Below are 20,382 nucleotides of genomic sequence, written 5' to 3'. Positions count from 1 at the left end.
TCTGTGCGGGCCTGAACACGATTGCCATGACAGGCGTCAGCGATCCCGCTGCGCCAGTGCGCCAAGCACAAGCCATCTCAAGGCGAGTTCCCTTGGTGTGGCGGGCCGGTCCAGCTTCAGCCTGCGCAGGCATTCGGGGCCAGCGCTTGGCGATGCGTGCATGGCCCCCCTGAGCGCCAACATCGCAAGGCTTCGGGGCGAACCGGTCGCCTGCTTGATGCGCTGAAGCGCCGGAAGAAGGCGTTGTTCGGTTTCGCTGAAATCCGTGCCGAAGGGAAAATCCCGAAGCTCACCGCTTCGCCGGTAGCCTGCCAGCCATGCCGACAGGTTTTCGCTTGTGTTCTGGCGCCGCGCCTTGGGCACCTGCGCCCGAGCCGGCAGCTTGCCTGCGGACTTCGCCATTTCCAGTAGCTCCTCCTGGAAGCGTGAATCCGAGATCGCGATCATTGCCAGGATCGCATCGGCGTCCGGGCGTCCGCGCAGGTCGGCGATGCCGTATTGCGTGACGACGATATCCCGCAGATGGCGCGGGATGGTTTCATGCGGATGGTCCCAGACGATGTTCGAAACCGGACGGCCGCGCCGCACCCGTGTCGCGTCAAGCGCGATGACCGAGCGCGCGCCGTCCAGCGCATGGGCCTGGGCCACGAAATTGTACTGCCCGCCGACACCGCTGATCGTCTGGCCCTGCCGCGTGATGTCCGAGATCACCCCGCCCAGGGCCGTAACCTTCATCGCCGCATTGACGAAGCGCGCGTCGCGGCGCGCGGCGCGCTTGGCTGGCTCATCCCCGAAAAGGTCGTTCGTGAAGGAAACCGGCACCATCGCGATGCGTGCGCGATCCGTCGCAGACATTTCGCGCAGGGTCCGGTAGAAGGCGCGGCTGTCCAGGAAGAACCCCGCATGCACCAACGCCCCTTGGGCCTCGCGCCCGATGACCCCGGCCTTCAGCAACGCCAGGATGCCCTCGACCAGCATTTCCGTCACGACGTAAAGTCCGGTCCGGAACGGACCTGATTCATTGAAACCGGCCCCCTTGAAGTCCGGGGCGCGCGGAAACGGGGTATCGCGCCAGATGCTTGCTGCGACCTCCGGCCTTTCGTGCCTCAGCAGCAGCGCCGAGGAAACCGCATCGCCGATCTGGCCGATGCCGATCTGAAGCGTGCCGCCGTCCGGGACAAGGCGTCCGACGTGCAACCCGATCGCGTGATCGGCAAGCGAAAGCGGTCGCTTGACGACCGAAAAAAGTTCGAAGGCGTTGTCCGGGTCGTCTAGCAAGATGTCCACCTCGCCCCGGCCGATTTCGCCGGTTCCGCCCATGAAGGGCAGCTGACGGTTGACCTCGCCAACCATCAGAAAGCTTGCCTCGCCTCGGCTGCGGGCTTGCAGCAGATCGACCGTGATATCCGTGTTGCATGACAGGCTGAGCCGTCCGCGCTCTTCGGCCAGAAGCTGGGCCACGACATTGGGCCGGCGGGCGATCAGGTCGCCTAGCGCGTGGGTGTAGTTGGCCGTCACATGGGCCGCCTGCGCCCGGACGTTGCCAAGCCAGCGGCCCGCCATGAAGAAGAACTCGCTGACGGTGATGTTGCGAGGAAGGGCATCGCGGCGAAGAAGCTGGGCATAGCGGATATCCGGGTAGGCGCCGAACAGCCGGTCCATGGCAGGGCCAAGGAAGCGCGCGTGCAGGTCGGATTCGGGCTGCGGTCGTTCAAGCGTGAGCGCGGTGAATATGTCGAGCCGGATCGAACTGTCCTCTTCCGCAAGACGTGTCAGCGCGTTGGTGATGGTGACGGCCTTGCCAAGCCCCAGCGGCAGCGCAAGACGCACGTTCGGGCCGACGCGCGCGACGATGTCCCGTGCGATTTCCTGAGGATCCGTTCTGGAAGTCACGCCCGCCATCGTCACGCGAGATCCGACCATCCCGGGTCCGGCCGGAACCGTTCACCATGGATGTCGGCCAGTTCTTCCAGCCGATCGCGAACGGAGAGGGCCCCCCGGCTGCGCGCGTAGCGCATCGGTCCACCCCGGAAGGGGGCGAAGCCCGCGCCGAAGACCAGGGCGGCATCTACCTGATCCTCATCCTCCGCCACACCCTTGCGCAGACATTCGACGCAGGCATTCAGCATCGGCAGGATCAGCCTGTCCGTGAAGTCTTCCTTCGGCTCGTTGTTGCTGTCGATCTTCTGGACGTTTCCGTCCTTCCACAGGTAGAAGCCGCGCTGTGCCTTGCGGCCTGTATGTCGCTCTTGCCTTACCTTGTCGCGAAACCAGTCCGGGATTTCGGCCATCGGCTTGTCGAGTTGCGACCGAAGGCTGTCCGCGACGTCAAGGCAGATGTCCAGCCCGATGCGGTCCGCAAGCTCGACAGGACCCGTCGGCATCCCGAAGCGGGTGGCGGTCAGGTCGATCGCCTCGTTCTGGATCCCCTCGCCGATGAGCAGGACAGCCTCAAGCAGGTAAGGCGTGAGCGCGCGGTTGACCAGGTAGCCGGGCCCGTCCGAGACGCGGGCGGGAAGCTTGTCCACAGCTCCGCAGAACGCGGCCAGCGCGTCCTGAACCCGAACTTCGGTCTTGTCGGCGCTGACGACCTCGACCAGCGGCAGCTTTTCCACCGGGTTGAAGAAGTGCAGCCCCGCGAACTGACCGGGACGGCGCAGGTCGTGCGCAAGCCCTTCAAGCCCAAGGCTTGAAGTGTTTGTCGCCAGGATCGCGTCGGGCTTCAGGCGCGGCTCGACTTTGGCATAGATCTCCGCCTTGATCCCGGCGTCTTCCGGGCCGGCCTCGATCACCAGGTCGGCATGGGACGCGCCTTCGCCGTCGGGGTCCGGGATCAACCTGTCCAGCGCATCGCGCGTCTCCAGGCTGGAAAGATGCGCGCCTTCGCACAGTTTGACGGCGGCGGGCAGGGCTTTGCCTATCTGTTGCAGATCGGGGTCCGACAGGGTGACCGTCTTTCCCTTCATGGCGCACCAGGCGGCGATCGCGCCCCCCATCTGGCCCGCGCCGATGACATGCACATGCTCCACGCCATCCTCGTCCGGCGCGCGGGACTTGAGTTTCTGGCGCAGCCGGAAAAGCCGCATCAGGTTCCGCGCGGTGTCCGTTTCCAGAAGATCGACGAAGGAGTCTATCTCGGCCTCTTCCTGGGCCTCGCGGCCACCAACGTGTTGCTCCCAAAGGTCGATAAGCTTGAAAGGCGCGGGGTAGTGTTCCTGTGGCGCCTTGTCCTGGGTCTTTGCGCGCATCCGGCGCGCGACGATCGACCGGGCGGGTGCGATGGCCATCGCCCGATCCGCGAGGCCCGGCCCGTTTCGCTTGATTCCGTCCGCCAGCACCCCGCGGACCGCCGCTGCAAGATGGCGTTCCTGGGTCACGACATCGGCGATGCCCAGGTCCTTGGCCTTGCTCGTGTGCGCGGACCTGCCGGTCAGCATCATCTTCATGGCCTTCGTGTCGTTGATCCGCGCGGGTAGTCTGAAGGTGCCGCCCAGACCGGGATGAAGGCCAAGCTTGATCTCGGGGAAGCCGAAGCTTGCGCCGTCGATCGCGATGCAGGCATCACAGGCCAGCACGATCTCGAAGCCTGCGCCCAAGGCCGCGCCATGGACCACCGCGACGGTCGGGCAGGGCAGGTCTTCCAGCCGGTCAAGGATCGCGTGCGCATCGCGAAGGCGCTGACCCGCACCCTTGGGGTCGGTCATTGCGGCCAGCATTCCGACGTCCGCCCCGGCTGCGAACCCGCCCGGCTTCGCGGATCGTATGACAAGGCCGGACGGCGGATCGGCTTCGATCAGGCCAAGCTGATCCGAAAGGCCGCGAAGCACGTCTTCGTTGATCGTGTTCGTGTCCTGCCCCTCGACGTCGAGCAGAAGCCAGCACACGCCTCCTGTGTCGGTCGCCGCGCGCCAATGCCGGTCGCGCTGCGCATCGCGGGCGGGGCCAAGTTCAAGCCGGTCGGGCCCGAGTTGCGAGGAGATGGGGCCGCTCATGCCGCCGCCTCCAGCAACATGGCGCCGCCTTGCCCGCCGCCGATGCACTCGGTGGCGATGCCGCGCCGGTCACCGCGCCTGCGCATCGCCTTCGCGAGGTGCAGGACGATGCGGTTACCGCTGGTTCCGACCGGGTGGCCAAGCGCGATCGCGCCGCCATCGACATTGAGGCGGCCTGGGTCGATCCGGCCGAAGGCATCATCCAGCTTCAGTACATCGCGGCAGAAAGCCTTGTCTTCCCATGCCGCAAGACAGGCCAGGACCTGGGCGGCGAACGCCTCATTCAACTCCCAAAGCCCGATGTCTTCGCGCGCAAGGCCGTGCCGCCGCACCAGGGATGTCGCACACAGGACGGGGCCAAGCCCCATGAAGGCGGGATCAAGCGCGGCCCATTCGCTGTCGACAATGCGCGCGATGGGCTCAAGGCCGCGCTTGCTCACGGCCTCCTCCGAGGCAAGGATCACCCATGACGCGCCGTCGGTGATCTGGGACGAGTTGCCGGGCGTGACGTTTCCGTATGGCTTCTCAAACGCCGGTTTCAATGCGGCCAGCGCCGCCGTCGAGGTGTCGGGCCGGATGCCATCATCCCGGTCGTGAACCTTCCCATCCCTGTCGAACGCCGGAAGAACCTCGGTGGCCAGCCAGCCTTCGTGTTGCGCGCGTTCAAGTCGGCGGTGGCTTTGGACGGCATAACTGTCGGCGGCTTCGCGGCTGATGCCGAAGCGGTAGGCGAGGATTTCCGCGGTCTGCCCCATGCTCAGATCGGTCACGGGATCGGTCAGGCCGCGTTCCAGGCCAATGACCGGTCGCAAGTGATCCGGGCGCAGGTCCGTCAGTTGCAGGGCCCGGTCGACGGGGCCCTTGGCGGTCGCCATCCCGGCGTACCAGTCCGCGGCGTCGGCGGACAGGACGAGCGGGGCGTGGCTCAGCGCCTCGGTCCCACCGGCAAGGACCAGGTCGCACCGCCCGTCGCGGATGTAGCGAAAGCCGGTGTCGATCGACTGCATTCCCGACCCGCAGTTGATTTGCACGGTGAAGGCCACCATCGCGTCGCCCATGCCCATCCGAAGCGCGGCGACGCGGGCCGGGTTCATCTCGTCCGCGATGACGTTGACGCAACCCAGTATGACCAGGTCGAAGTCGCGTCGGTCGATCGGCTGGCGCAGCAGAAGGGGGCGGCCGCACTGCACCGCAAGGTCCACCGGCGTGAACGGGCCGCGCCGTCCGCGTGCCTTGAGGAACGGCGTGCGGGCGCCATCGACGAGATACACGGGGCGATCCTTCATCGGGCAACCTCCTTGCTGCCTGGGGCGGGTTGGCTGGTGTCGCGTGGCTGCCGCGGCGCTTCGGGGAAAAGGCGCGCGATTTCGTCGGGGCCGAAGTCGTCGACACGGATCGCCTCTGCCACCTTGGTTTGCATGTTTTCGATCCGGGCCGCCTCGTCCTTGGAGAGGCAGCCATCTGCGCGTGCCTGCGCGATGCTCAGACCGGCTTTGCGAAGGCGCTTCAACAGGGGCTCACATGCGCTTGCCGCCTCGAAGGCCGCATTCACAAGCCGTATCCCGTCGCGTGCGCATCCGTCGTGACATGCGCCCTTGATCCGGTCGCGCGTCGGCCCGGCGTTCGAGACAAGGTCGGCGCAGGCCTTGGTCAGCCGGTCGGAGGGGCCGCGGCCATGCCTGCGTGGCAGGATGAGCGGCCTGAGAAACCAGGCGGCCCAACGGTCGGGCAAGTTCGCAAGAACCGCATCCAGGCTTCGGCCGATCCGGGCAAAGGCCGTCTGGGCGGCGAAATCGACCAGCGGGCGGTCTTCTTCGTGCGCCCCTTCGTCTTCCCACCGCTTGACCGTCGCCGAAAGGATGTAGAGTTCCGACAAGACATCCCCCAACCGCGCAGACAGCATTTCCCGACGCTTCAGGCTGCCCCCAAGTGTAAGCAGCGCGAAATCGGCCGTCAGCGCGAAGGCAGCGGACCAGCGCGCCATGAGTCGGTAGATGGGTCTCGCCGGGCTTTCATCGGGCGCGGGCGCGAACCTGCCGTTCGTCCAGGCGCGAACGGCGGCCAGTCTGAAGGTTCGGGCAAGGTGGCCGACATGCGCCCAGAATGCGCGGTCGAATTCGTCAAGCGATCTCTCGGTGTCATCTCGCGCAAGCGCGTCCATCTCGTCCAGAAGGTGCGGATGGGCGCGGATCACCCCCTGGCCGAATATGATCAGGCTTCGGGTCAGGATGTTCGCCCCCTCGACCGTAATCCCGATCGGCAGGGCCTTGTAGAGCATGGACAGGTAGTTGCGCGGCCCGTCGATTACCGCCTTGCCCGCATGGATGTCCATTGCGTCGATGACGGCGTCGCGCATCCGGTAGGTGCCGTGCGCCTTCATGATGCCCGAGATCACCGCAAGCCTGCGCCCCTCATCAAGGCCGGCGCAGGTCAGCTGCCGCGCGGCATCCAGTGCATAGGTTCCGGAGGCCAGCCGGGCGAGCCCTTCCTGCACGCCCCCGAATTCGGCGATCGGAACGCCGAACTGTTGGCGGATGCGGGCGTACGCGCCCGACGTTTGCGCCGAGATCGAGGCCGCTGCCGAAGCGAGCGAGGGCAGCGAGATGCCCCGCCCTGCGGCAAGCGCGCTCATCAGCATCATCCAGCCGCGACCGGCGAAATCCGGCCCGCCGATGATGTGATCCAGGGGAATGAACACCCCACTGCCGGTGGTCGGGCCGTTCTGGAACATCTGACCCGCCGGAATGTGGCGGCGGCCGATGCTCACACCATCCAGGTCCGTCGGAACCAAGGCGCAGGTAATGCCGATGTCCACCTTGCCGCCCAGAAGACGATCAGGATCGCGCATTCGGAATGCAAGGCCAAGGACCGTGCAGACGGGCGCAAGCGTGATGTAGCGCTTCGACCAGTCAAGGCGCAGACCAAGCACTTCTTTCCCATTCCAGCGCCCCTTGCAGACGACGCCGGTATCCACCATCGCCGCCGCGTCCGATCCGGCCTCTTCGCTGGTCAAGGCAAAGGCGGGCAGTTCGCGCCCGTCGGCGAGGCGAGGGAGCCAATGTTCCTTTTGCGCGTCGGTGCCGAATTGAAGGATCAGCTCGCCCGGACCCAGCGAGTTCGGCACCATCACGGTCACCGCCGCAACCAGCGACCGGGTCGAGATAAAGCGGACGACCTCGGAATGGGCATAGGCGGAAAAGCCAAGGCCACCATATGTCTTGGGGATGATCATGCCGAAGAAGCCCTGAGCGCGCATGAAATCCCAAGCGCGGTCGGGAAGAGTGGCGGTCAGCTGATTCACCTGCCATTCGTCGATCATGTCGCAAAGTTCGCGGCATGCGCCATCAAGGAAGGCCTTTTCCTCGCCGGTCAGGCGGGGCGGCGCAACCGACCGCAGCTTTGACCAGTCCGGATTGCCCGTGAAAAGGTCGGCCTCCCACCAGGTATCGCCGGCGTTGAGTGCCTCTTCCTCGGATTGCGAAAGCACGGGAAGGGCGTCCCGCGCCCAACGGTGAATTGGACGGGTCAGATAGTCGCGCCGGAGCGATCGCAGGGCCATCCGGTTTTCCTCCGCGGAATCAACGCGGCGAAGGGCGCCAAGGTTCCGGGCTCATTGCGGCTGACCTCAAGCCACGTCCGCCGCTTCGAAAAGCGCCGAGATCTCTATCTTGCGCATTCCCATCAGCGCCTCGAAGGTTCGGGCCACGGTCGCTTGGTCATGGCCTGACAAAAGCTCCGGCAGCGCTTCGGGAACGATCTGCCAGGACACGCCGAAGCGGTCCTTCAGCCAGCCGCACTGGCTTTCGGTCCCGCCGTCCGCGGTCAGCGCGTCCCAGAGCCGGTCCGTCTCTGCCTGGTCCCTGGTCAGGACCGAAATCGACGCCGCCTCGCTGTGCGTAAACTGTGGGCCGCCGTTCAGCGCCTGATAGGGTGTCCCGGCCAGCGTGAAGTCCACGATCAGCGGCGGCTCATCGGGCCTTGGCGCAAAAGTCCGGTCAATGTGGCTGTCCGATATGAGCGAGACGTAGAACCGAGCGGCATCAAGTCCGTTCCCGTTGAACCACAGACACGTGCGAACCTTCGCGGTCATGTTTTACCCTCCCCGGGCTGCTGTTTGTTCAGTCGACGATGAAGGTCAGCTTCATGTTGACGCGGTACTGCGCCGCCGTCCCGTTCTTGACGTCGACCGATATATCCTTGACCCAGGCTTGCTCGATGTTGTGGATCGACTTCGAGGCCTTCGTGATCCCGTTGTCGATCGCCTCGGCAAGCGATGGGCCGGATGCGCTGATCTCGGTGTGTTTCGCGATGGACATCGTGTCTCCTTCCTTCGTTGTGGTGGTCGTGGTCGTGGTCGTGGTCGTGGTCGTGGTCGTGGTCGTGGTCGTGGTCGTTGAACCGCCCGCCCGCCGGTGCGTCAGTCCGGGTAGGCCATCGGACCCGTCTCCTGCACGTCAAGCTGGTTCAGGACGACAAGTATGCCCGGGACCGAGCTGACGCAGGCATCGGCCAGAACCCTCTGGTATTCATACGAAACCGTGCCGGTCAGAGTTGCGCAGCCGTCCCTGATGACGATGCTGATGGGTTCTTCCGCAAGCCGGCCATCCGCCGCGATCGCCGCATGAACAGCGGCGAGCAGGGCGCTGTCGCCGGGCTGGTCGGGCGGCGGATCGACAGGCGCATCCGCGATAGGATTGTGCGTCGCTTCAAAGGATTTCTTCATTCCGGCCTCCCTTCGGGGCAGCGCGCGCGTGGCCTTCAATCCCTGAACGCGCATCCGGCGGGGAACGTTCCGGTGGTCGGCCAAGTTATCTGTGCGAATGGATGAAAAGGAGACCGTCATGGCCGAATCCAAACCGCATGCGGGCCAAGGGTCCAAGGGCAAGGCCCCCGACGAACAGAGTGCCGCATCCGAAAGAAGCGAAACGCCGCCGGATGATGCCGAACGAAATCGGAAGGGCGGGCGACCGGCGGAAACAGAGGTGCCGGCGGGGCCCGGTGATGCTGGTGCGTCGGACGTTCCAGAGCGCCTGAAGACGCCGCCGCACATACATCCCGCACGCCGGAACGGCGGCATGCTCGTACCGTTGCTGGTCGGCATCGCCATCGTCCTGATCCTGACCCTGCTTTTCTGAGCACAGTCAAGCCCTGCGGCCTGATGGCCTTTTACTCCGACGCCTTGCGGGCGTGTTCCCAGGACATGAGCAGCACGCCTGCGAAGACCGTCGCGAAGCCGATCAGGTCCCGCCAGCGGAAAGCTTCGTCCAGAAGCACATAGGAGAGAACCAGGGCCGAGACTGGCATCAGACCCATGAAACCTGCCGCGATCGACCCTTCGGCCCGGGCGATGCCCGAATACCAAAGCCAGCTTCCCAGGGCGAGCGTGCCCGCCCCATACCACAGGATCGCCAGCCACCCTTGAAGTCCGAACTGCGGCCCATCCCATTGCCACACTGCAAACGGCAGAAAAATCGGGATGGACAGGATGGCGGCCAGCCATGCCACGAGGATCGGGTCGCTGCGCTCCGACATCCGTTTGCCGAGCAGCGTATAGATAGCCTCGCAGCAGACCGCGGTGAAGACCAGCGCGATGCCAAGAAGCGCGTTGCCGCCCGCGCCCTGCTCTCCGGTGCGGCCAAGGTGGAGGATCAGCACGCCCACCACCGCCAGCACCAGTGCCGCAAACTTGCGCCACGTCGGGCTTTCCCTGAGGAAGATCATGGCGGCAAGCCCGGTGACGGCCGGCGTGGTCGACATGACCGCGGCGCCGACGACGCCGGAAACCATCTGCATCCCGTAAAGCATGGCAGCCGTGAAGCCGAACATCCCGAAGAGTGAAATCAGGGCGATCCGGAACCAGTCCCCGCCAGCAAGCTCTGTCATTGCCTTGCGCTTGCGGATCGCGAAGGGCGCGAGCACCAGTGCGCCAAGCGCGACGCGAAACAAGGCCCCGACGAAGACCGGGGCGGCGGCGGCGACGATCTTGCTGACCGGGGTCGCAGAGCCGAAGATGATCATCCCCAGGGCAAGGCGCGCGCGCACCGAAAGCGCGGTGCCGCGATCGCCCGTCGTGCGCGCGTCTTTCGACCTTTCGTCGGGATCTTGCCGTTTCATGCTGCCCCCAACGTATCGCGCCAGCCGGAGGTTCCGATCCCGTTCGGCGCCCCGAAAATCGCGGCCCGGTCCCCGGAACCTTCGACAGCCGCAGTGCGTTCGGACCCAGGTGGGCTGTTATGCCCGCCCCAAGACGCATTCCGCGCCGCGGCGCCACGCGGTCGCGGAAGAAAGGAGACGATATGACCGACGCAATGGACGTGGTTCCGGGCCCGGAAAAAGTTGAAACCGGAGTTCGCAATGCCAAGGCGATTTCCCAGGCGCTGAACGGTGCGCTCGCGGATACCTACCGGCTGGTGTTCAAGACCCATGCCTACCACTGGAACGTGGAAGGTCCGCTTTTCTACGGGATCCATAACCTTACCGAAGATCAGTACAAGAACTTGTTCGACGCGGCCGACGAGATAGCCGAGCGCGCCCGCGCCCTGGGGCAGCTTGCCCCGGCCCGGATGAAGGACATCCTGGATTTCTCTGTGGTGAAGGACTGCGATGAGCTTCCCTCGGCCGAGGTCATGGTCGAGGAACTTGCCCGCGACCACGAGCAGGTCGCAAGGCGGATGCATGATGCGATCGCGCTGTCGGACGAACACAACGATCCGGTGACGGCCGATCTTCTGACGCAAAGGTCGGCATTCCATGAAACCGCTGCCTGGATGCTTCGGGCGATTGCGAAATAGGCGCGCGCCGGCGTGGCGAACGCCGCCAGCGTCAAGGCGGCGGTTCGCAGCGCCTTGCGCCGTCTCAGGCGGCAAGCGTCTCGGTCGAGGCGAAGAACATCGCTTGGCTGACGGCCGACCGAACCTGCTCCTCGGTAAAGGGCTTGGTGATCAGGAAGGCGGGTTCTGGCCTGTCGCCCGTGAGCAACCGTTCCGGAAAGGCCGTGATGAAGATCACCGGCAGCCTGTCGAAATGGCCCAGTATGTCGTTGACCGCATCGATGCCCGAGGAATTGTCCGCAAGCTTGATGTCCGCAAGGATCAGGTTCGGTTTCGCGCGCGCGGCAAGGCGCAGCGCTTCTTCATGGGTTCGCGCGATTCCCGTCACCGTGTGCCCGATTTCTTCGACGATCGCCGCAATGTCCAAAGCGATGATCGCCTCGTCCTCGATGATCATGACCTTGCCCCGGACCGCCGTGTCAAGCTCGCGCCGCGCGATGTCGACGCTTTCGCGCGCCTCGTCGCCAGTCAGGTCGAGTATTTGTCCGATCTCCTCGAAGTCGAACCCTTCGATCGCGTGCAGAAGCAGCGCTTCACGGGAATGCGGCGTCAGCTTGGACATGTTGTACTGCGCCCGCGCGGCAAGGGCGGTGTCGGGCGCACCCACGGGCGATCCGGCGCTAGACCAGACAAGGTGAAAGGCGCGAAACAGCATGACTTTCGGGGTATGGCCGTCGTCGATGTCAATCTGCTCATCGGCCAGAATGGCCTCAAGCGCCGCAGCGGCGTAGCGGTCGCCGGTCGGCTGGCTGCCGGTCAGCGCGCGCGCGTAGCGGCGAAGATACGGAACGCCTGCCGCGATGCCTTCGGTTTTTGAAACTTGGTCTTTCGTGGACATTTTTTGCTCCCGTACCGATTTTCTAGGGAACCCAACTCGGAACTTGGCGTTAGGTTCCGTATAGGAATGCCGAAATGCAAAAGAGAGTGTTGAGCGATGGCCCATGATGAGGGCAGGCCAAATCAGTGCGGTCCCAACGTGAAGGCTCTGATCGATCAGAACCTGAGACGAGTCTATCAGGAAGCGCTGGAAGAGGAAATTCCCGAACGGTTCAAGCTGCTGCTGGAGGAGCTTCGACGCAAGGCGGAAGGCCAGAAATGAGTGACGATCCCGCACATCTCGATCCGCGCGACGAGTTGCCCGAGCATCTGTCGGCCATGCGCGCGTTCGCGATCAGTCTGACGCGCAACGTGGCGGCGGCCGACGACCTCGTGCAGGACACGATCGTCAAGGCCTGGACCAATATCGACAAGTTCGAACCGGGCACGAACATGAGGGCCTGGCTGTTCACGATCCTGCGCAACACCTTCTTTTCGGAACGCCGCAAGCGCAAGCGCGAGGTTTCCGATCCGGACGGGGTTCACACCGCCCGACTTTACCATCGCCCGGCGCATGACGCGCATCTTGCATTTTCGGACTTCGCCGCAGCGTTCAATCAGCTGACGCCCGAACATCGGGAAGTCCTGATCCTGGTCGGCGCGTTGGGGTTTTCCTATGAGGAGGCGGCCTCGACGATCGGGGTCGCGATCGGCACCGTGAAAAGCCGGACCAACAGGGCGCGCGCGCGGCTTTGCGAATTGCTTGACCTCAAGGAGGGCGAAGACCCGATGTCGGGCAGCGACGATGCGATGATGGCCGTCATGGGACGATCAAAGGTTCAGGTGGCATGAATGCCCGCGCGGGGCTGAGCGGCCCGCGGTGGGCGAACAGACTGGGTTTCCAGATCGCATTCCTGCTGGCCGTCGTTCTGCTGCCGCTCGCGCTGGTCTCGGCCGTCAGATCCATTGCACTGGTGCAGGAGGCACAGGCAAGATCCGAGGCGGCGCTTCTGGGCGAAACCACGCGCGCCGCCGCCGAGGAACGGCGGATCATACAGGAGGCCGCCGGGATCGCGGCGACGCTTGCGCTTGCGGTCCGACATCATCTTGCCGATGACGCCGCCACATGCTCGGACCTGATGCGTTCCGTCATCCACACCAAGACGCATTTCGCCTTCGCGGGTTTCGTGCCAAGCAGCGGCGTGATCCGCTGTTCCTCCCACTCGGAACCGATGGACGTCAGCCAAGACCCTCTGTTCGATCGGATTGTCGACACAAGGACGCCACAGATCGTCTTGAACCGGTCGCCGCGCTTGTCCGACGAACCTGTCCTTTCCCTCACGGCGCCGGTTATTGACGCGACCGGCGCCTACGCCGGATTTGTCGCCGTATCGATACCCTTCACGTCCATCCGCGGCGGCAATGGCGATGAAGGGGCCGTCGCGCTCACGATATTCTCAAGCGACGGCAACATTCTGATGGGTCCACCGGACAGCACGAACCTCGACGAGGTGCTGCCGTCCGACCGGCCTCTTGCGGCGCTGGTAAGCGCAAGTCCCATGTCCTTTGCCGCCACCGACAACGGCGGAAACAGGCGCATCTATTCGGTCATTCCACTTATCCCGAACGAGGTCTACGCACTTGGCTCGCTTAGGGCATCGGCGGATGCGACGGGCAATCCATGGATCTCATCGATCCCCGTGCTGGTGCCCGCGCTGATGTGGTTTGCCAGCCTGATCGTCGCGCTGCTTGCCGTGGATCGCCTGGTGATCCGCAACATCAGCACACTGAGGAACGCGATCCGCGACTTCGCCAGCGGCTCGAGGGTCGTCGGCAAAGTCGCGATTGAGCGTGCCCCGACCGAACTGCGCGAGATCGCCGCCTCCTTCGATCGCATGATGGACAACGTCATTCACGACGAGGCCGAGCTTGAAAACATGGTCCGTGAGCGGGACGTGCTTTTGCGAGAGGTGCACCACCGGGTGAAGAACAACCTGCAGCTGATCGCCTCGTTCATGAACATGCAGCTTCGCCGCGTGTCCTCTGTCGAACTTCGCGACGAACTGAGGGTGGTGCAGGACCGGGTGCTGAGTCTCGCCAGCATCCATGACGAACTGTTCAGGGCCTCGGGCCTGCGCGAGGTCCCCGCGGACGAGGTCCTTGCGGACATCGCGAACCATCTGGCGCGGCGCGTGGATGAGCTGGGTCATGCCTATGATGTCCGGACGGATCTTGATCCGATCCGCATGACGGCGGACCAGATCGTGCCATTGGCGCTTCTCGCGACAGAGGCGCTGAACAACGCCATGCGTCATGCCGCGGTTTCATCAGGCGGTGCCCGGCGCATCGACCTCAGTTTCAAGAAGGGCCGCGACGACGAAGGCATTCTGAAGATCTTCAACGACGTGGCCAAGGACAAGCGCGTGGCGGATGACGCCCGCGGGAAAGGGGGGCTGGGGGAACAGCTGGTCTCGGCCTTCGGACGCCAGCTGAACGGCGAGTTGCAGCGCGGAATGGAGGGGTCGCGCTACGGCGTAACGATCCGTTTCGCGATCAAGCCCCCGCACGAGGAAGATGCGCTGCCGGTCTCCGGCTATCCGACCAGACTTGCCTGATCCTTTGCACGCAAGGGTTCGCGGCCGGACGTTTCCGATTTCGCGATCTTGCGCCATTCCTCCGCGATCCGTTGGAACCAGAGCGTGGAGAACCGCGTTCTTAACCCTGAAGAACGGGTGGTCCGTTCGAAAGGAGGAAGCATGAACTGGGACACGATCAAAGGGAACTGGAAGCAGCTGAAAGGCAAGGCCAGGGAGAAATGGGGCGACATAACCGACGACGACTGGCAGCGCATCGAAGGTAGCCGCGAAGAAATCGTGGGGCTCATCCAGGAACGCTACGGGCGCGCCCGTGACGAGGTCGAGCGCGAAGTCGACGAATGGTCGCGCTCGCTTTGAGGTAATTGACATGACCCTGAGAGAGAAGGTGCGCGACGATCCCCGTGCCACCCTGTTCGACGTCATGGAGGATCAACGGACCGGCATGCTTGGCATCGTCGGATCGGAACATGCCTTGCAGCCGATGGTCCATTTCGCGGACAGGGACAAGGCCGAGGTCTGGTTCATCTCGTCCGCGCAGACGGATCTTGTCCGCGACATCGGGCAGGGCACGCGCGCGCATCACTGCGTGGTGACGCCGAACGGAGAGTTCTATGCCTGCCTGACAGGCACATTGGAACAAAGCGATGACCGCAAGAAGCTGGATGAGCTGTGGTCGGCCCCAACGGCTGCATGGTTCAAGGGGGGGCGGGACGACCCGGACGTGTCGCTGCTCAGGCTCGCCTTGCAAGAGGCGGCCGTCTGGACTGCGACCCAGAATACGTTCATCTTCGGGCTCGAGGTCGCGCGCGCGAACATAGATGCCGAGCATACTCCGGACGTTGGCGAGCACCTGGTTCTGCGCTTCGACGCGACCGGGTGATCGCGGACAGCCTGACGTTCGCGCACGAATTTTAAGGGGCAGCGGATGCTGCCCCTTTCATATGCGCGCGTGCCGGTTCAAATCGCCCAGGTTCAAGTCGCCCAGGGCGGGCGTCACCCCAACTCGGCGCTCAGGCGCCTTTCGATCTCGTCCAGAGGCTGCGGCGTCAGGGTCTTCGCGATCTCGCCGATCACGCGATCGCGAACCGCCTTGTGGAGATTGGAACGCAGCGCGCCAAGGATTTCCGGCGCCGCGACCAGCACGATGGTGTCAAAGCGATTGGCGTGCGCCCTTTCATAGAGCAAGTCCGCCAGGTCCTGCGCGAAGCGCTCCTTCTGCAGCTGGTGCCAGTCGGCATCCGACAGCGCCGAACGGTGGACCGAGGGGCCGTCGTTCATGCGGCCAGGACGGTCCGTGCCCTGTTCGGACGTCGCGGGATTGTCCTGCTTTTCCTTGCGCACGACTTTCAGGTGCATCGCCTGTTCGTCGCCCACGTTTTCCAGGAACAACGCCTTCTGTCCGTCGGCGACCAGCACCCAGGTTCCTGTCTTCAGTCCCGTCATGATTCCTCCTGGCTTCCGCCGGTCTTGTCGCTCTTGCGGATCCGGGTCGTGCCCGCCGGCCGTTCCGTCGCGCGCTTCAACTCATCGCGCGAGCCGATGTCGCGGGCGTAGCGACCGCCTTCGCGGCCCTGCCCGGAAATCGAGCCCTTGGCGCCCGGCAGGCTTGTCGTGTCTCGGTTGTCTTCCTTGCCCTTGCGTGAAGGAGTTTTGTCCGGATTGCTCATGGTCGCTCCTTTTCCACGGTGGTGAACTGGACGCGCCGCATTGGTGTCGGCGTCCTTTTGGAAACGCGGCAGACGCCCAGTTGTTCCTGCCTTCCGGCCGGGCCTTGGGTGTATACTCAGATGATCGCGGTTTTCTATCAGGCTGATTCGCCTTTCGATCGGTCACCGGTCGGCAATATCGCGGGCGCCCGGCGCCATTGAGCGGGAAACTGAGCATTCGCCCAGTCGGGCGATGACCCCGGGTTTCGTGGTGGCGCAGATCGCTGTACCTATGATGAAACGGTTATCGTATTGATAAGTTTTGCAGGTGTGGGGGGCGTTCGGGTTGCCAGAGATGCTGGACAGTGTCGGGGCAGAAGCGATCTTGCATCGCACGAATCGCGTCATTCGGATTGGCGTCGGCTTGCTGCTGTCCATGATCATCGTTCTGGTAGGCCTTGTCGGCTATCTGCATCTGCAATCCTCGCGCAGCGCAACCGAGGCCCGGGTTGAAAGGACGGCGGCGGCGGCGGCCTCGCAGTTTTCCTGGATGTTCCACGCGGGCGTCCAGGCGCTGCAAAGGATCGAAACCGCTGTCGATTCCCGCAGTCAGGGCCCGGTGCCCGACGTCACTCTGAGCGAAGAGGTGGGCGGGCTTCCTGATGGCTTCCAGTATGCTCTCTACGATGCCTTCGGCCGTCTTGTCCGTTCCAGCTTCCGTGATGCCGGCCAGATCGACGTCAGCGACCGCAGCTATTTTCAAGGCGTACAGGGCGGAAGCGCGCTTTCCATATCTTCTTCGATCACCGAGCGCGTGTCGGGCGAAGAGGTCTTTGTTCTGGCACGCCGCATCGACGACGGCGGGCGGTTCGCCGGCGCGACGACGATCGCGGTGCCGGTCAGCACCTTGGCCGACATTGCCGAAAGCCTTGATCTTGGGCCGCCATCCGGTCTGGCGCTGACCCGACTCGATGGGTCAATCATTGCCCGGTGGCCCGTCGCCGAAGGCGCGGATGATTTCGACACCGCCATTCGCCTGCGTCTGGTGCAGGGAGCCGATGCCGATCGGGACCCAGACGGCGCGGACGCGCAGGGAGATCTGATCCTTGGCTACCGCAAGATGGAAGAATGGCCGGTGATAGCGGTCGTCGGGGTGAGCCGGGGAACCGTCTATCGCGAGTTCGGTCGCGACCTGGAGATCGCGCTGATCTTTGCCGCGCCGCTCATCATCGGCCTGAGCGCGGCGCTTGTGGGCCTGTTCGGCCTTCGGGCGCGCGATGAAAGAAGAGAGCGCGCCCTGGTTCAGGCGAACGAGAGGGCGGACGCGCTGATGGCCGAAATCGTCCACCGGGTGAAGAACAACCTTCAGACGGTCATGTCGCTGATCCGGCTTGAGCGTTTGCCGCCCGAGGCCGAGGCCGACCTGCTTGGTCGCATCTCGGCGATGGTCGCGGTGCATGAGGACATGTACTCAACCGGCTCGCAGAGTTCGATCGCCGCCCGACCGTACCTGACGCGCCTGGTCCGGAACGTCGCAAAGTCCTATTCGCAAGATGTCGATGTGCATGTCGACATTGCCGACGTGGACCTGTCGGGAGACCGGGCGATGCAGTTGGGGATGCTGACGAACGAAATCGTGTCGAACGCCTTCAAACATGCGCTTGGCGACGGCCGCGGCAGCCATCTGGAGGTCAGCCTTTCGCGCATGGGGCAAGGCCGGCTTCGCCTTAGGATCCGTGACGACGGCCCCGGAGTGAACCCCGACACCAACACGGAAAACCTCGGCTTGCAGCTTGTCCGGGCCTTCGTTGGCCAGATCGGCGGAACCATCACGCACGAAGCCGGCCAGGGCCACTGCGTGAACGTCGACTTTTCGATCGCGCTCGAGGCTTCGGAAGAACCGGGCAAGGGTTGACGTCTATTCCGGGGCAGTAGCTTTCGGTCAAAGGCCCACCCCAGACGGGTGGGCCTTCTTCATGTTGTCGGTGTGGCCGGGTCAGCCTTCGTATTTCGGGATCGCCTCCATCTGTTCCTTGGTCAGCGCGATGTACACGCGCACCTCGCTGCCATCGTCGGAACGCAGAATGTCGACGCTGCTCAGCTGGAGCTCGACCGGCTTTTCGCCGATGCCAAGGAAGCCGCCGACGTCGACGATGACCGACCTGACCCGACCTTCATCGGACAGAAGGATTTCGGACACTTCGCCGACCCACTTATCCTCGGTGTCGTAGGCGGGCGCGCCCGTCAGGCGTTCCGCCGTCAGGTCTTCTGCTTCAAGGGCGACAAAGCCTTCGCGCACGGTCGGCATCAGCCGGTCGTCGCTCATGGTCTGATCGCCGGACGCGGCCGTATCCGTCGCCATTCCGGTCGGCTCGGGCATTGCTTCGGCCTGCTCCATCATGCGCGACTCGGTATAGGTCGGTGCCTGTTGAAGCGTCTCGCGGGGTACGTTCAGGACCAGGAAGAAGTCCGAGTCATCGTCTGCGGTGGCGGTGTCAGAGGCGAAACGGATCGCATCCATCGACAACGCGACGCGATTTTCGCCCATGCCAAGAAATCCGCCGATGTCGACCAGCACCGCGTCGACCGATCCGTCGCGGCTGATGACGATGTCCTCGATTTCGCCGATGTCATCCCAGCCATCCTGGATGCCCATGTAAGTGGTTGTCTCTGCCGGATCGTCGACCCGGTAGACTCTCATGCCGATGAAGTCCGAGGCATTGAAGGCCATCGGATCGGCCTCGGCCCGGAACATGTCGGTGTTTTCCTGCGCCAGCGCCGGGTAACCCGTCGCGGCCAGGATCACGGTTGTGATAAGCAGCTTCTTCATCTCGTTGACCTCCTTCGGATCGGAATCCTTGTGGGTGGGTATGCAACAAGGAAACCCGCTCACCCCGGTCGGGGTTCCGCCGAGGGAAGCGGAATCAAGGGGCAGAGAAGGGCGAAGCGGGCGTCAGTCCGACCGCTGGCCGTCGCGCCACGTGGGAAGAAGCTGCTCGATGGCATCGACGTCCGGCGCGGGAAGGCGGGACTTGCGCAATTCTTCCAGCAATAGCCTGGAATGGGTCAGGATGGTCTGCTGGATGGTCGGCCCGCCGGCCTCGTAAAGCCGCGTGAAGGCGCGGGCAAGCCCCCGTGACATCAGCACGTTTTCCGCTGCCGCGACCCGCAGCGGCCGAAAGGCCTGGTCGACGAGAACCGGCAGTTCCGACCCCAGGACCACCACGCGCGGCTTGCCGGACTTGTCGAAGATCACTTCGGGGCCGGCTTCCAGACCCGCCAGATCGGCCATCGCGCCCGACAGCTTGTCCGTGACGGCAATGGCGGTGAACGTATCGTTGACACCCGGCGACAGGGCTCTGAGCGCGACCTCGACAAGAAGATTGATCGAGAAATGGACTGTTCTCGAATCTGATCTTGCCGCCTCGATCTGCACCAGGCCCCTCAGCTCGGCCAGTTCGTGGTCTTCCATGGGGCCGCAGACGCTTAGAATATTTCTTCCCGCAAGGACGAATTCGCCGGCCATCAGTTCGGTCCGGAGGACAACATCGGCGCGCGCTGCCAGGGCGCACAGCGCTTGGCGGTCGAAGCCCGCCACGTAGCCCGCATCAGTGGCGGCGGCAGCGGGCCAGAAGGCGGTGTCAGGCGGCAGTTCCACGTCAGAGACGCGATGCTTCTGCAATCGCATCATGTCCTCTGTCAGCCGGCCTGTGATCGCGGCGATCTCGTCGTCGACGGACACCGATTGCGCGACGTTGCGCACGAACCAGATCAGCTGGACGACCGAGGCGACAGCCAGAATGACGGCGCCGATCGCCGATGCACGCGGTGGATGATAGCCGGTCAGTGCAAGCGCGACGAGCGCGTAGATGAAGGTGCCGCCCAGAAGTCCGGCCGTAACCTGGTTCACGCGCTCGGTCGTGAAGCGCTTGAGAAGGCGCGGCCCGATGGAAGAGGCCGCAAGCGTGAAGACCACGAGCGTCAACGAATAGGTCAGCGACAGCGCAGTCATGGCGGCGGTCGCCACGACGACAAAGATCTGTCGCGCCTCATCGTGGCCCAGGCGGCCGGACCAACCCGTTTCGCCAACGAGATGATCGATCAGTGATGCCGGCAACGCGGTGGCCGCTATGGCCAACGCAATGGTCGCGGGTACCGTCATCAGAGCGGAAAAAGGGCTTGACCACCTCATCTTCCGGGGCCCGGTTCAACCGATCTGCGCACGCCGCCATCCTCTCGCCCAGTGCGTTCCAAGGCGCGAGCGCAGTGTCGCGCCTGATGACGCCTGCCTTACATCGGTGGCCGGCCACGAAGGGCGCGGACAATCATCGCGGCTATGAAAAGCACCAGGAAGATCACGAACAGGATCTTCGCGATGCCGGCCGAGGCGCCAGCGATACCCCCGAAGCCGAGTGCCGCGGCGATCAATGCGATAACGAGAAATGCGATAGCCCATCCAAGCATGAGTATGTCTCCTTTGTGGTCTGCTACAAAGTCAAAT

Annotated in this window: 23 protein-coding genes; 8 read left to right on the top strand and 15 right to left on the bottom strand. The window is 64.2% G+C overall.

Going from position 1 to position 20,382, the window contains the following annotated elements:
• Positions 1 to 36: 36 nt before the first annotated feature.
• The 7 genes from OEW28_RS10815 to OEW28_RS10785 form a co-directional block, all read right to left on the bottom strand.
• A complete protein-coding gene (locus tag OEW28_RS10815) occupies positions 37 to 1,923 on the bottom strand; it encodes an acetyl-CoA hydrolase/transferase C-terminal domain-containing protein (protein WP_263734772.1) in 1,887 nt (628 codons plus the stop codon).
• Complete coding sequence (locus OEW28_RS10810) at positions 1,905 to 3,992, bottom strand: 3-hydroxyacyl-CoA dehydrogenase NAD-binding domain-containing protein (RefSeq protein WP_263734771.1); 2,088 nt, start codon at positions 3,990 to 3,992, stop codon at positions 1,905 to 1,907. Before OEW28_RS10810 ends, OEW28_RS10815 begins: the two co-directional genes overlap by 19 nt.
• Entirely contained in the window at positions 3,989 to 5,278 is a 1,290-nt protein-coding gene (locus tag OEW28_RS10805) for an acetyl-CoA C-acetyltransferase (RefSeq protein ID WP_263734770.1), read from the bottom strand. Before OEW28_RS10805 ends, OEW28_RS10810 begins: the two co-directional genes overlap by 4 nt.
• Positions 5,275 to 7,551 carry an acyl-CoA dehydrogenase gene (locus tag OEW28_RS10800; protein WP_263734769.1) on the bottom strand — a complete coding sequence of 759 codons (2,277 nt, stop codon included), beginning with the start codon at positions 7,549 to 7,551 and terminating at the stop codon, positions 5,275 to 5,277. Before OEW28_RS10800 ends, OEW28_RS10805 begins: the two co-directional genes overlap by 4 nt.
• Positions 7,552 to 7,617: 66 nt before the next feature.
• Entirely contained in the window at positions 7,618 to 8,082 is a 465-nt protein-coding gene (locus OEW28_RS10795; RefSeq protein WP_263734768.1) for a VOC family protein, read from the bottom strand.
• 28 nt (positions 8,083 to 8,110) lie between these two features.
• Positions 8,111 to 8,308, bottom strand: coding sequence for a dodecin family protein (locus tag OEW28_RS10790; protein ID WP_263734767.1), 198 nt, complete (start codon positions 8,306 to 8,308; stop codon positions 8,111 to 8,113).
• A 101-nt stretch (positions 8,309 to 8,409) separates the two neighbouring features.
• Positions 8,410 to 8,715 carry a BON domain-containing protein gene (locus OEW28_RS10785; RefSeq protein WP_263734766.1) on the bottom strand — a complete coding sequence of 102 codons (306 nt, stop codon included), beginning with the start codon at positions 8,713 to 8,715 and terminating at the stop codon, positions 8,410 to 8,412.
• 118 nt (positions 8,716 to 8,833) lie between these two features.
• Between OEW28_RS10785 and OEW28_RS10780 the strand changes: the two genes are divergently transcribed.
• Positions 8,834 to 9,127 (top strand): hypothetical protein, encoded by a 294-nt coding sequence (locus OEW28_RS10780; protein ID WP_263734765.1) that lies wholly within the window; start codon positions 8,834 to 8,836, stop codon positions 9,125 to 9,127.
• A gap of 31 nt (positions 9,128 to 9,158) precedes the next feature.
• Here OEW28_RS10780 and OEW28_RS10775 read toward each other — a convergent pair whose 3' ends face one another.
• A complete protein-coding gene (locus tag OEW28_RS10775; RefSeq protein WP_263734764.1) occupies positions 9,159 to 10,106 on the bottom strand; it encodes a DMT family transporter in 948 nt (315 codons plus the stop codon).
• Between the two features lie 182 nt (positions 10,107 to 10,288).
• On the opposite strand from OEW28_RS10775, the gene OEW28_RS10770 reads away from it, so the two are divergent.
• A complete protein-coding gene (locus OEW28_RS10770; protein WP_263734763.1) occupies positions 10,289 to 10,783 on the top strand; it encodes a Dps family protein in 495 nt (164 codons plus the stop codon).
• A gap of 64 nt (positions 10,784 to 10,847) precedes the next feature.
• On the opposite strand, the gene OEW28_RS10765 is transcribed toward OEW28_RS10770, so the two are convergent.
• On the bottom strand, positions 10,848 to 11,660 hold the full coding sequence (locus tag OEW28_RS10765; RefSeq protein ID WP_263734762.1) for a response regulator: 813 nt from the start codon (positions 11,658 to 11,660) through the stop codon (positions 10,848 to 10,850).
• Between the two features lie 138 nt (positions 11,661 to 11,798).
• Between OEW28_RS10765 and OEW28_RS10760 the strand changes: the two genes are divergently transcribed.
• From OEW28_RS10760 to OEW28_RS10740, 5 genes are all read left to right on the top strand, one after another.
• Entirely contained in the window at positions 11,799 to 11,921 is a 123-nt protein-coding gene (locus OEW28_RS10760) for a NepR family anti-sigma factor (RefSeq protein ID WP_318527529.1), read from the top strand.
• Complete coding sequence (locus tag OEW28_RS10755) at positions 11,918 to 12,490, top strand: RNA polymerase sigma factor (protein ID WP_263734760.1); 573 nt, start codon at positions 11,918 to 11,920, stop codon at positions 12,488 to 12,490. The genes OEW28_RS10760 and OEW28_RS10755 overlap by 4 nt, the downstream gene beginning before the upstream one ends.
• A complete protein-coding gene (locus OEW28_RS10750) occupies positions 12,487 to 14,253 on the top strand; it encodes a sensor histidine kinase (protein ID WP_263734759.1) in 1,767 nt (588 codons plus the stop codon). Before OEW28_RS10755 ends, OEW28_RS10750 begins: the two co-directional genes overlap by 4 nt.
• 141 nt (positions 14,254 to 14,394) lie before the next feature.
• Complete coding sequence (locus OEW28_RS10745; RefSeq protein WP_263734758.1) at positions 14,395 to 14,592, top strand: CsbD family protein; 198 nt, start codon at positions 14,395 to 14,397, stop codon at positions 14,590 to 14,592.
• 10 nt (positions 14,593 to 14,602) lie between these two features.
• Positions 14,603 to 15,115 (top strand): pyridoxamine 5'-phosphate oxidase family protein, encoded by a 513-nt coding sequence (locus tag OEW28_RS10740; protein WP_263734757.1) that lies wholly within the window; start codon positions 14,603 to 14,605, stop codon positions 15,113 to 15,115.
• Positions 15,116 to 15,228: 113 nt separating this feature from the next.
• On the opposite strand, the gene OEW28_RS10735 is transcribed toward OEW28_RS10740, so the two are convergent.
• The 3 genes from OEW28_RS10735 to OEW28_RS10725 form a co-directional block, all read right to left on the bottom strand.
• Positions 15,229 to 15,678 carry a host attachment family protein gene (locus tag OEW28_RS10735; protein WP_263734756.1) on the bottom strand — a complete coding sequence of 150 codons (450 nt, stop codon included), beginning with the start codon at positions 15,676 to 15,678 and terminating at the stop codon, positions 15,229 to 15,231.
• On the bottom strand, positions 15,675 to 15,902 hold the full coding sequence (locus tag OEW28_RS10730) for a hypothetical protein (RefSeq protein WP_263734755.1): 228 nt from the start codon (positions 15,900 to 15,902) through the stop codon (positions 15,675 to 15,677). Before OEW28_RS10730 ends, OEW28_RS10735 begins: the two co-directional genes overlap by 4 nt.
• 162 nt (positions 15,903 to 16,064) lie before the next feature.
• On the bottom strand, positions 16,065 to 16,325 hold the full coding sequence (locus OEW28_RS10725) for a hypothetical protein (protein WP_263734754.1): 261 nt from the start codon (positions 16,323 to 16,325) through the stop codon (positions 16,065 to 16,067).
• Here OEW28_RS10725 and OEW28_RS10720 point away from each other — a divergent pair.
• Positions 16,318 to 17,796, top strand: a complete 1,479-nt coding sequence (locus OEW28_RS10720) for a sensor histidine kinase (RefSeq protein ID WP_263734753.1) — start codon at positions 16,318 to 16,320, stop codon at positions 17,794 to 17,796. The genes OEW28_RS10725 and OEW28_RS10720 overlap by 8 nt on opposite strands.
• 81 nt (positions 17,797 to 17,877) lie before the next feature.
• Here the strand turns inward: OEW28_RS10720 and OEW28_RS10715 are convergent, their stop codons facing one another.
• From OEW28_RS10715 to OEW28_RS10705, 3 genes are all read right to left on the bottom strand, one after another.
• Complete coding sequence (locus OEW28_RS10715) at positions 17,878 to 18,711, bottom strand: PRC-barrel domain-containing protein (protein WP_263734752.1); 834 nt, start codon at positions 18,709 to 18,711, stop codon at positions 17,878 to 17,880.
• 123 nt (positions 18,712 to 18,834) lie between these two features.
• Positions 18,835 to 20,043 (bottom strand): DUF2254 domain-containing protein, encoded by a 1,209-nt coding sequence (locus tag OEW28_RS10710; protein ID WP_263734751.1) that lies wholly within the window; start codon positions 20,041 to 20,043, stop codon positions 18,835 to 18,837.
• A 128-nt stretch (positions 20,044 to 20,171) separates the two neighbouring features.
• Positions 20,172 to 20,345 (bottom strand): DUF1328 domain-containing protein, encoded by a 174-nt coding sequence (locus OEW28_RS10705; RefSeq protein ID WP_263734750.1) that lies wholly within the window; start codon positions 20,343 to 20,345, stop codon positions 20,172 to 20,174.
• Between the last annotated feature and the right edge of the window lie 37 nt (positions 20,346 to 20,382).

The organism is Albidovulum marisflavi (genome assembly GCF_025751435.1).
Taxonomy (GTDB): Bacteria; Pseudomonadota; Alphaproteobacteria; order Rhodobacterales; family Rhodobacteraceae; genus Albidovulum; species Albidovulum marisflavi.
Note: the sequence above shows the minus strand (reverse complement) of the source record. Positions and strands in the feature narration are given on the sequence as shown.

Coding starts and splice junctions, on each gene's coding strand:
- OEW28_RS10755 (WP_263734760.1), top strand. CDS start 11,918: ATGAGTGACGATCCCGCACATCTCGATCCGCGCGACGAGTTGCCCGAG.
- OEW28_RS10740 (WP_263734757.1), top strand. CDS start 14,603: ATGACCCTGAGAGAGAAGGTGCGCGACGATCCCCGTGCCACCCTGTTC.
- OEW28_RS10745 (WP_263734758.1), top strand. CDS start 14,395: ATGAACTGGGACACGATCAAAGGGAACTGGAAGCAGCTGAAAGGCAAG.
- OEW28_RS10815 (WP_263734772.1), bottom strand. CDS start 1,923: ATGGTCGGATCTCGCGTGACGATGGCGGGCGTGACTTCCAGAACGGAT.
- OEW28_RS10805 (WP_263734770.1), bottom strand. CDS start 5,278: ATGAAGGATCGCCCCGTGTATCTCGTCGATGGCGCCCGCACGCCGTTC.
- OEW28_RS10770 (WP_263734763.1), top strand. CDS start 10,289: ATGACCGACGCAATGGACGTGGTTCCGGGCCCGGAAAAAGTTGAAACC.
- OEW28_RS10715 (WP_263734752.1), bottom strand. CDS start 18,711: ATGAAGAAGCTGCTTATCACAACCGTGATCCTGGCCGCGACGGGTTAC.
- OEW28_RS10730 (WP_263734755.1), bottom strand. CDS start 15,902: ATGAGCAATCCGGACAAAACTCCTTCACGCAAGGGCAAGGAAGACAAC.
- OEW28_RS10780 (WP_263734765.1), top strand. CDS start 8,834: ATGGCCGAATCCAAACCGCATGCGGGCCAAGGGTCCAAGGGCAAGGCC.
- OEW28_RS10785 (WP_263734766.1), bottom strand. CDS start 8,715: ATGAAGAAATCCTTTGAAGCGACGCACAATCCTATCGCGGATGCGCCT.
- OEW28_RS10725 (WP_263734754.1), bottom strand. CDS start 16,325: ATGATCATGGACAGCAGCAAGCCGACGCCAATCCGAATGACGCGATTC.
- OEW28_RS10750 (WP_263734759.1), top strand. CDS start 12,487: ATGAATGCCCGCGCGGGGCTGAGCGGCCCGCGGTGGGCGAACAGACTG.
- OEW28_RS10795 (WP_263734768.1), bottom strand. CDS start 8,082: ATGACCGCGAAGGTTCGCACGTGTCTGTGGTTCAACGGGAACGGACTT.
- OEW28_RS10790 (WP_263734767.1), bottom strand. CDS start 8,308: ATGTCCATCGCGAAACACACCGAGATCAGCGCATCCGGCCCATCGCTT.
- OEW28_RS10810 (WP_263734771.1), bottom strand. CDS start 3,992: ATGAGCGGCCCCATCTCCTCGCAACTCGGGCCCGACCGGCTTGAACTT.
- OEW28_RS10735 (WP_263734756.1), bottom strand. CDS start 15,678: ATGACGGGACTGAAGACAGGAACCTGGGTGCTGGTCGCCGACGGACAG.
- OEW28_RS10765 (WP_263734762.1), bottom strand. CDS start 11,660: ATGTCCACGAAAGACCAAGTTTCAAAAACCGAAGGCATCGCGGCAGGC.
- OEW28_RS10710 (WP_263734751.1), bottom strand. CDS start 20,043: ATGACGGTACCCGCGACCATTGCGTTGGCCATAGCGGCCACCGCGTTG.
- OEW28_RS10800 (WP_263734769.1), bottom strand. CDS start 7,551: ATGGCCCTGCGATCGCTCCGGCGCGACTATCTGACCCGTCCAATTCAC.
- OEW28_RS10775 (WP_263734764.1), bottom strand. CDS start 10,106: ATGAAACGGCAAGATCCCGACGAAAGGTCGAAAGACGCGCGCACGACG.
- OEW28_RS10720 (WP_263734753.1), top strand. CDS start 16,318: ATGATCATCGTTCTGGTAGGCCTTGTCGGCTATCTGCATCTGCAATCC.
- OEW28_RS10705 (WP_263734750.1), bottom strand. CDS start 20,345: ATGCTTGGATGGGCTATCGCATTTCTCGTTATCGCATTGATCGCCGCG.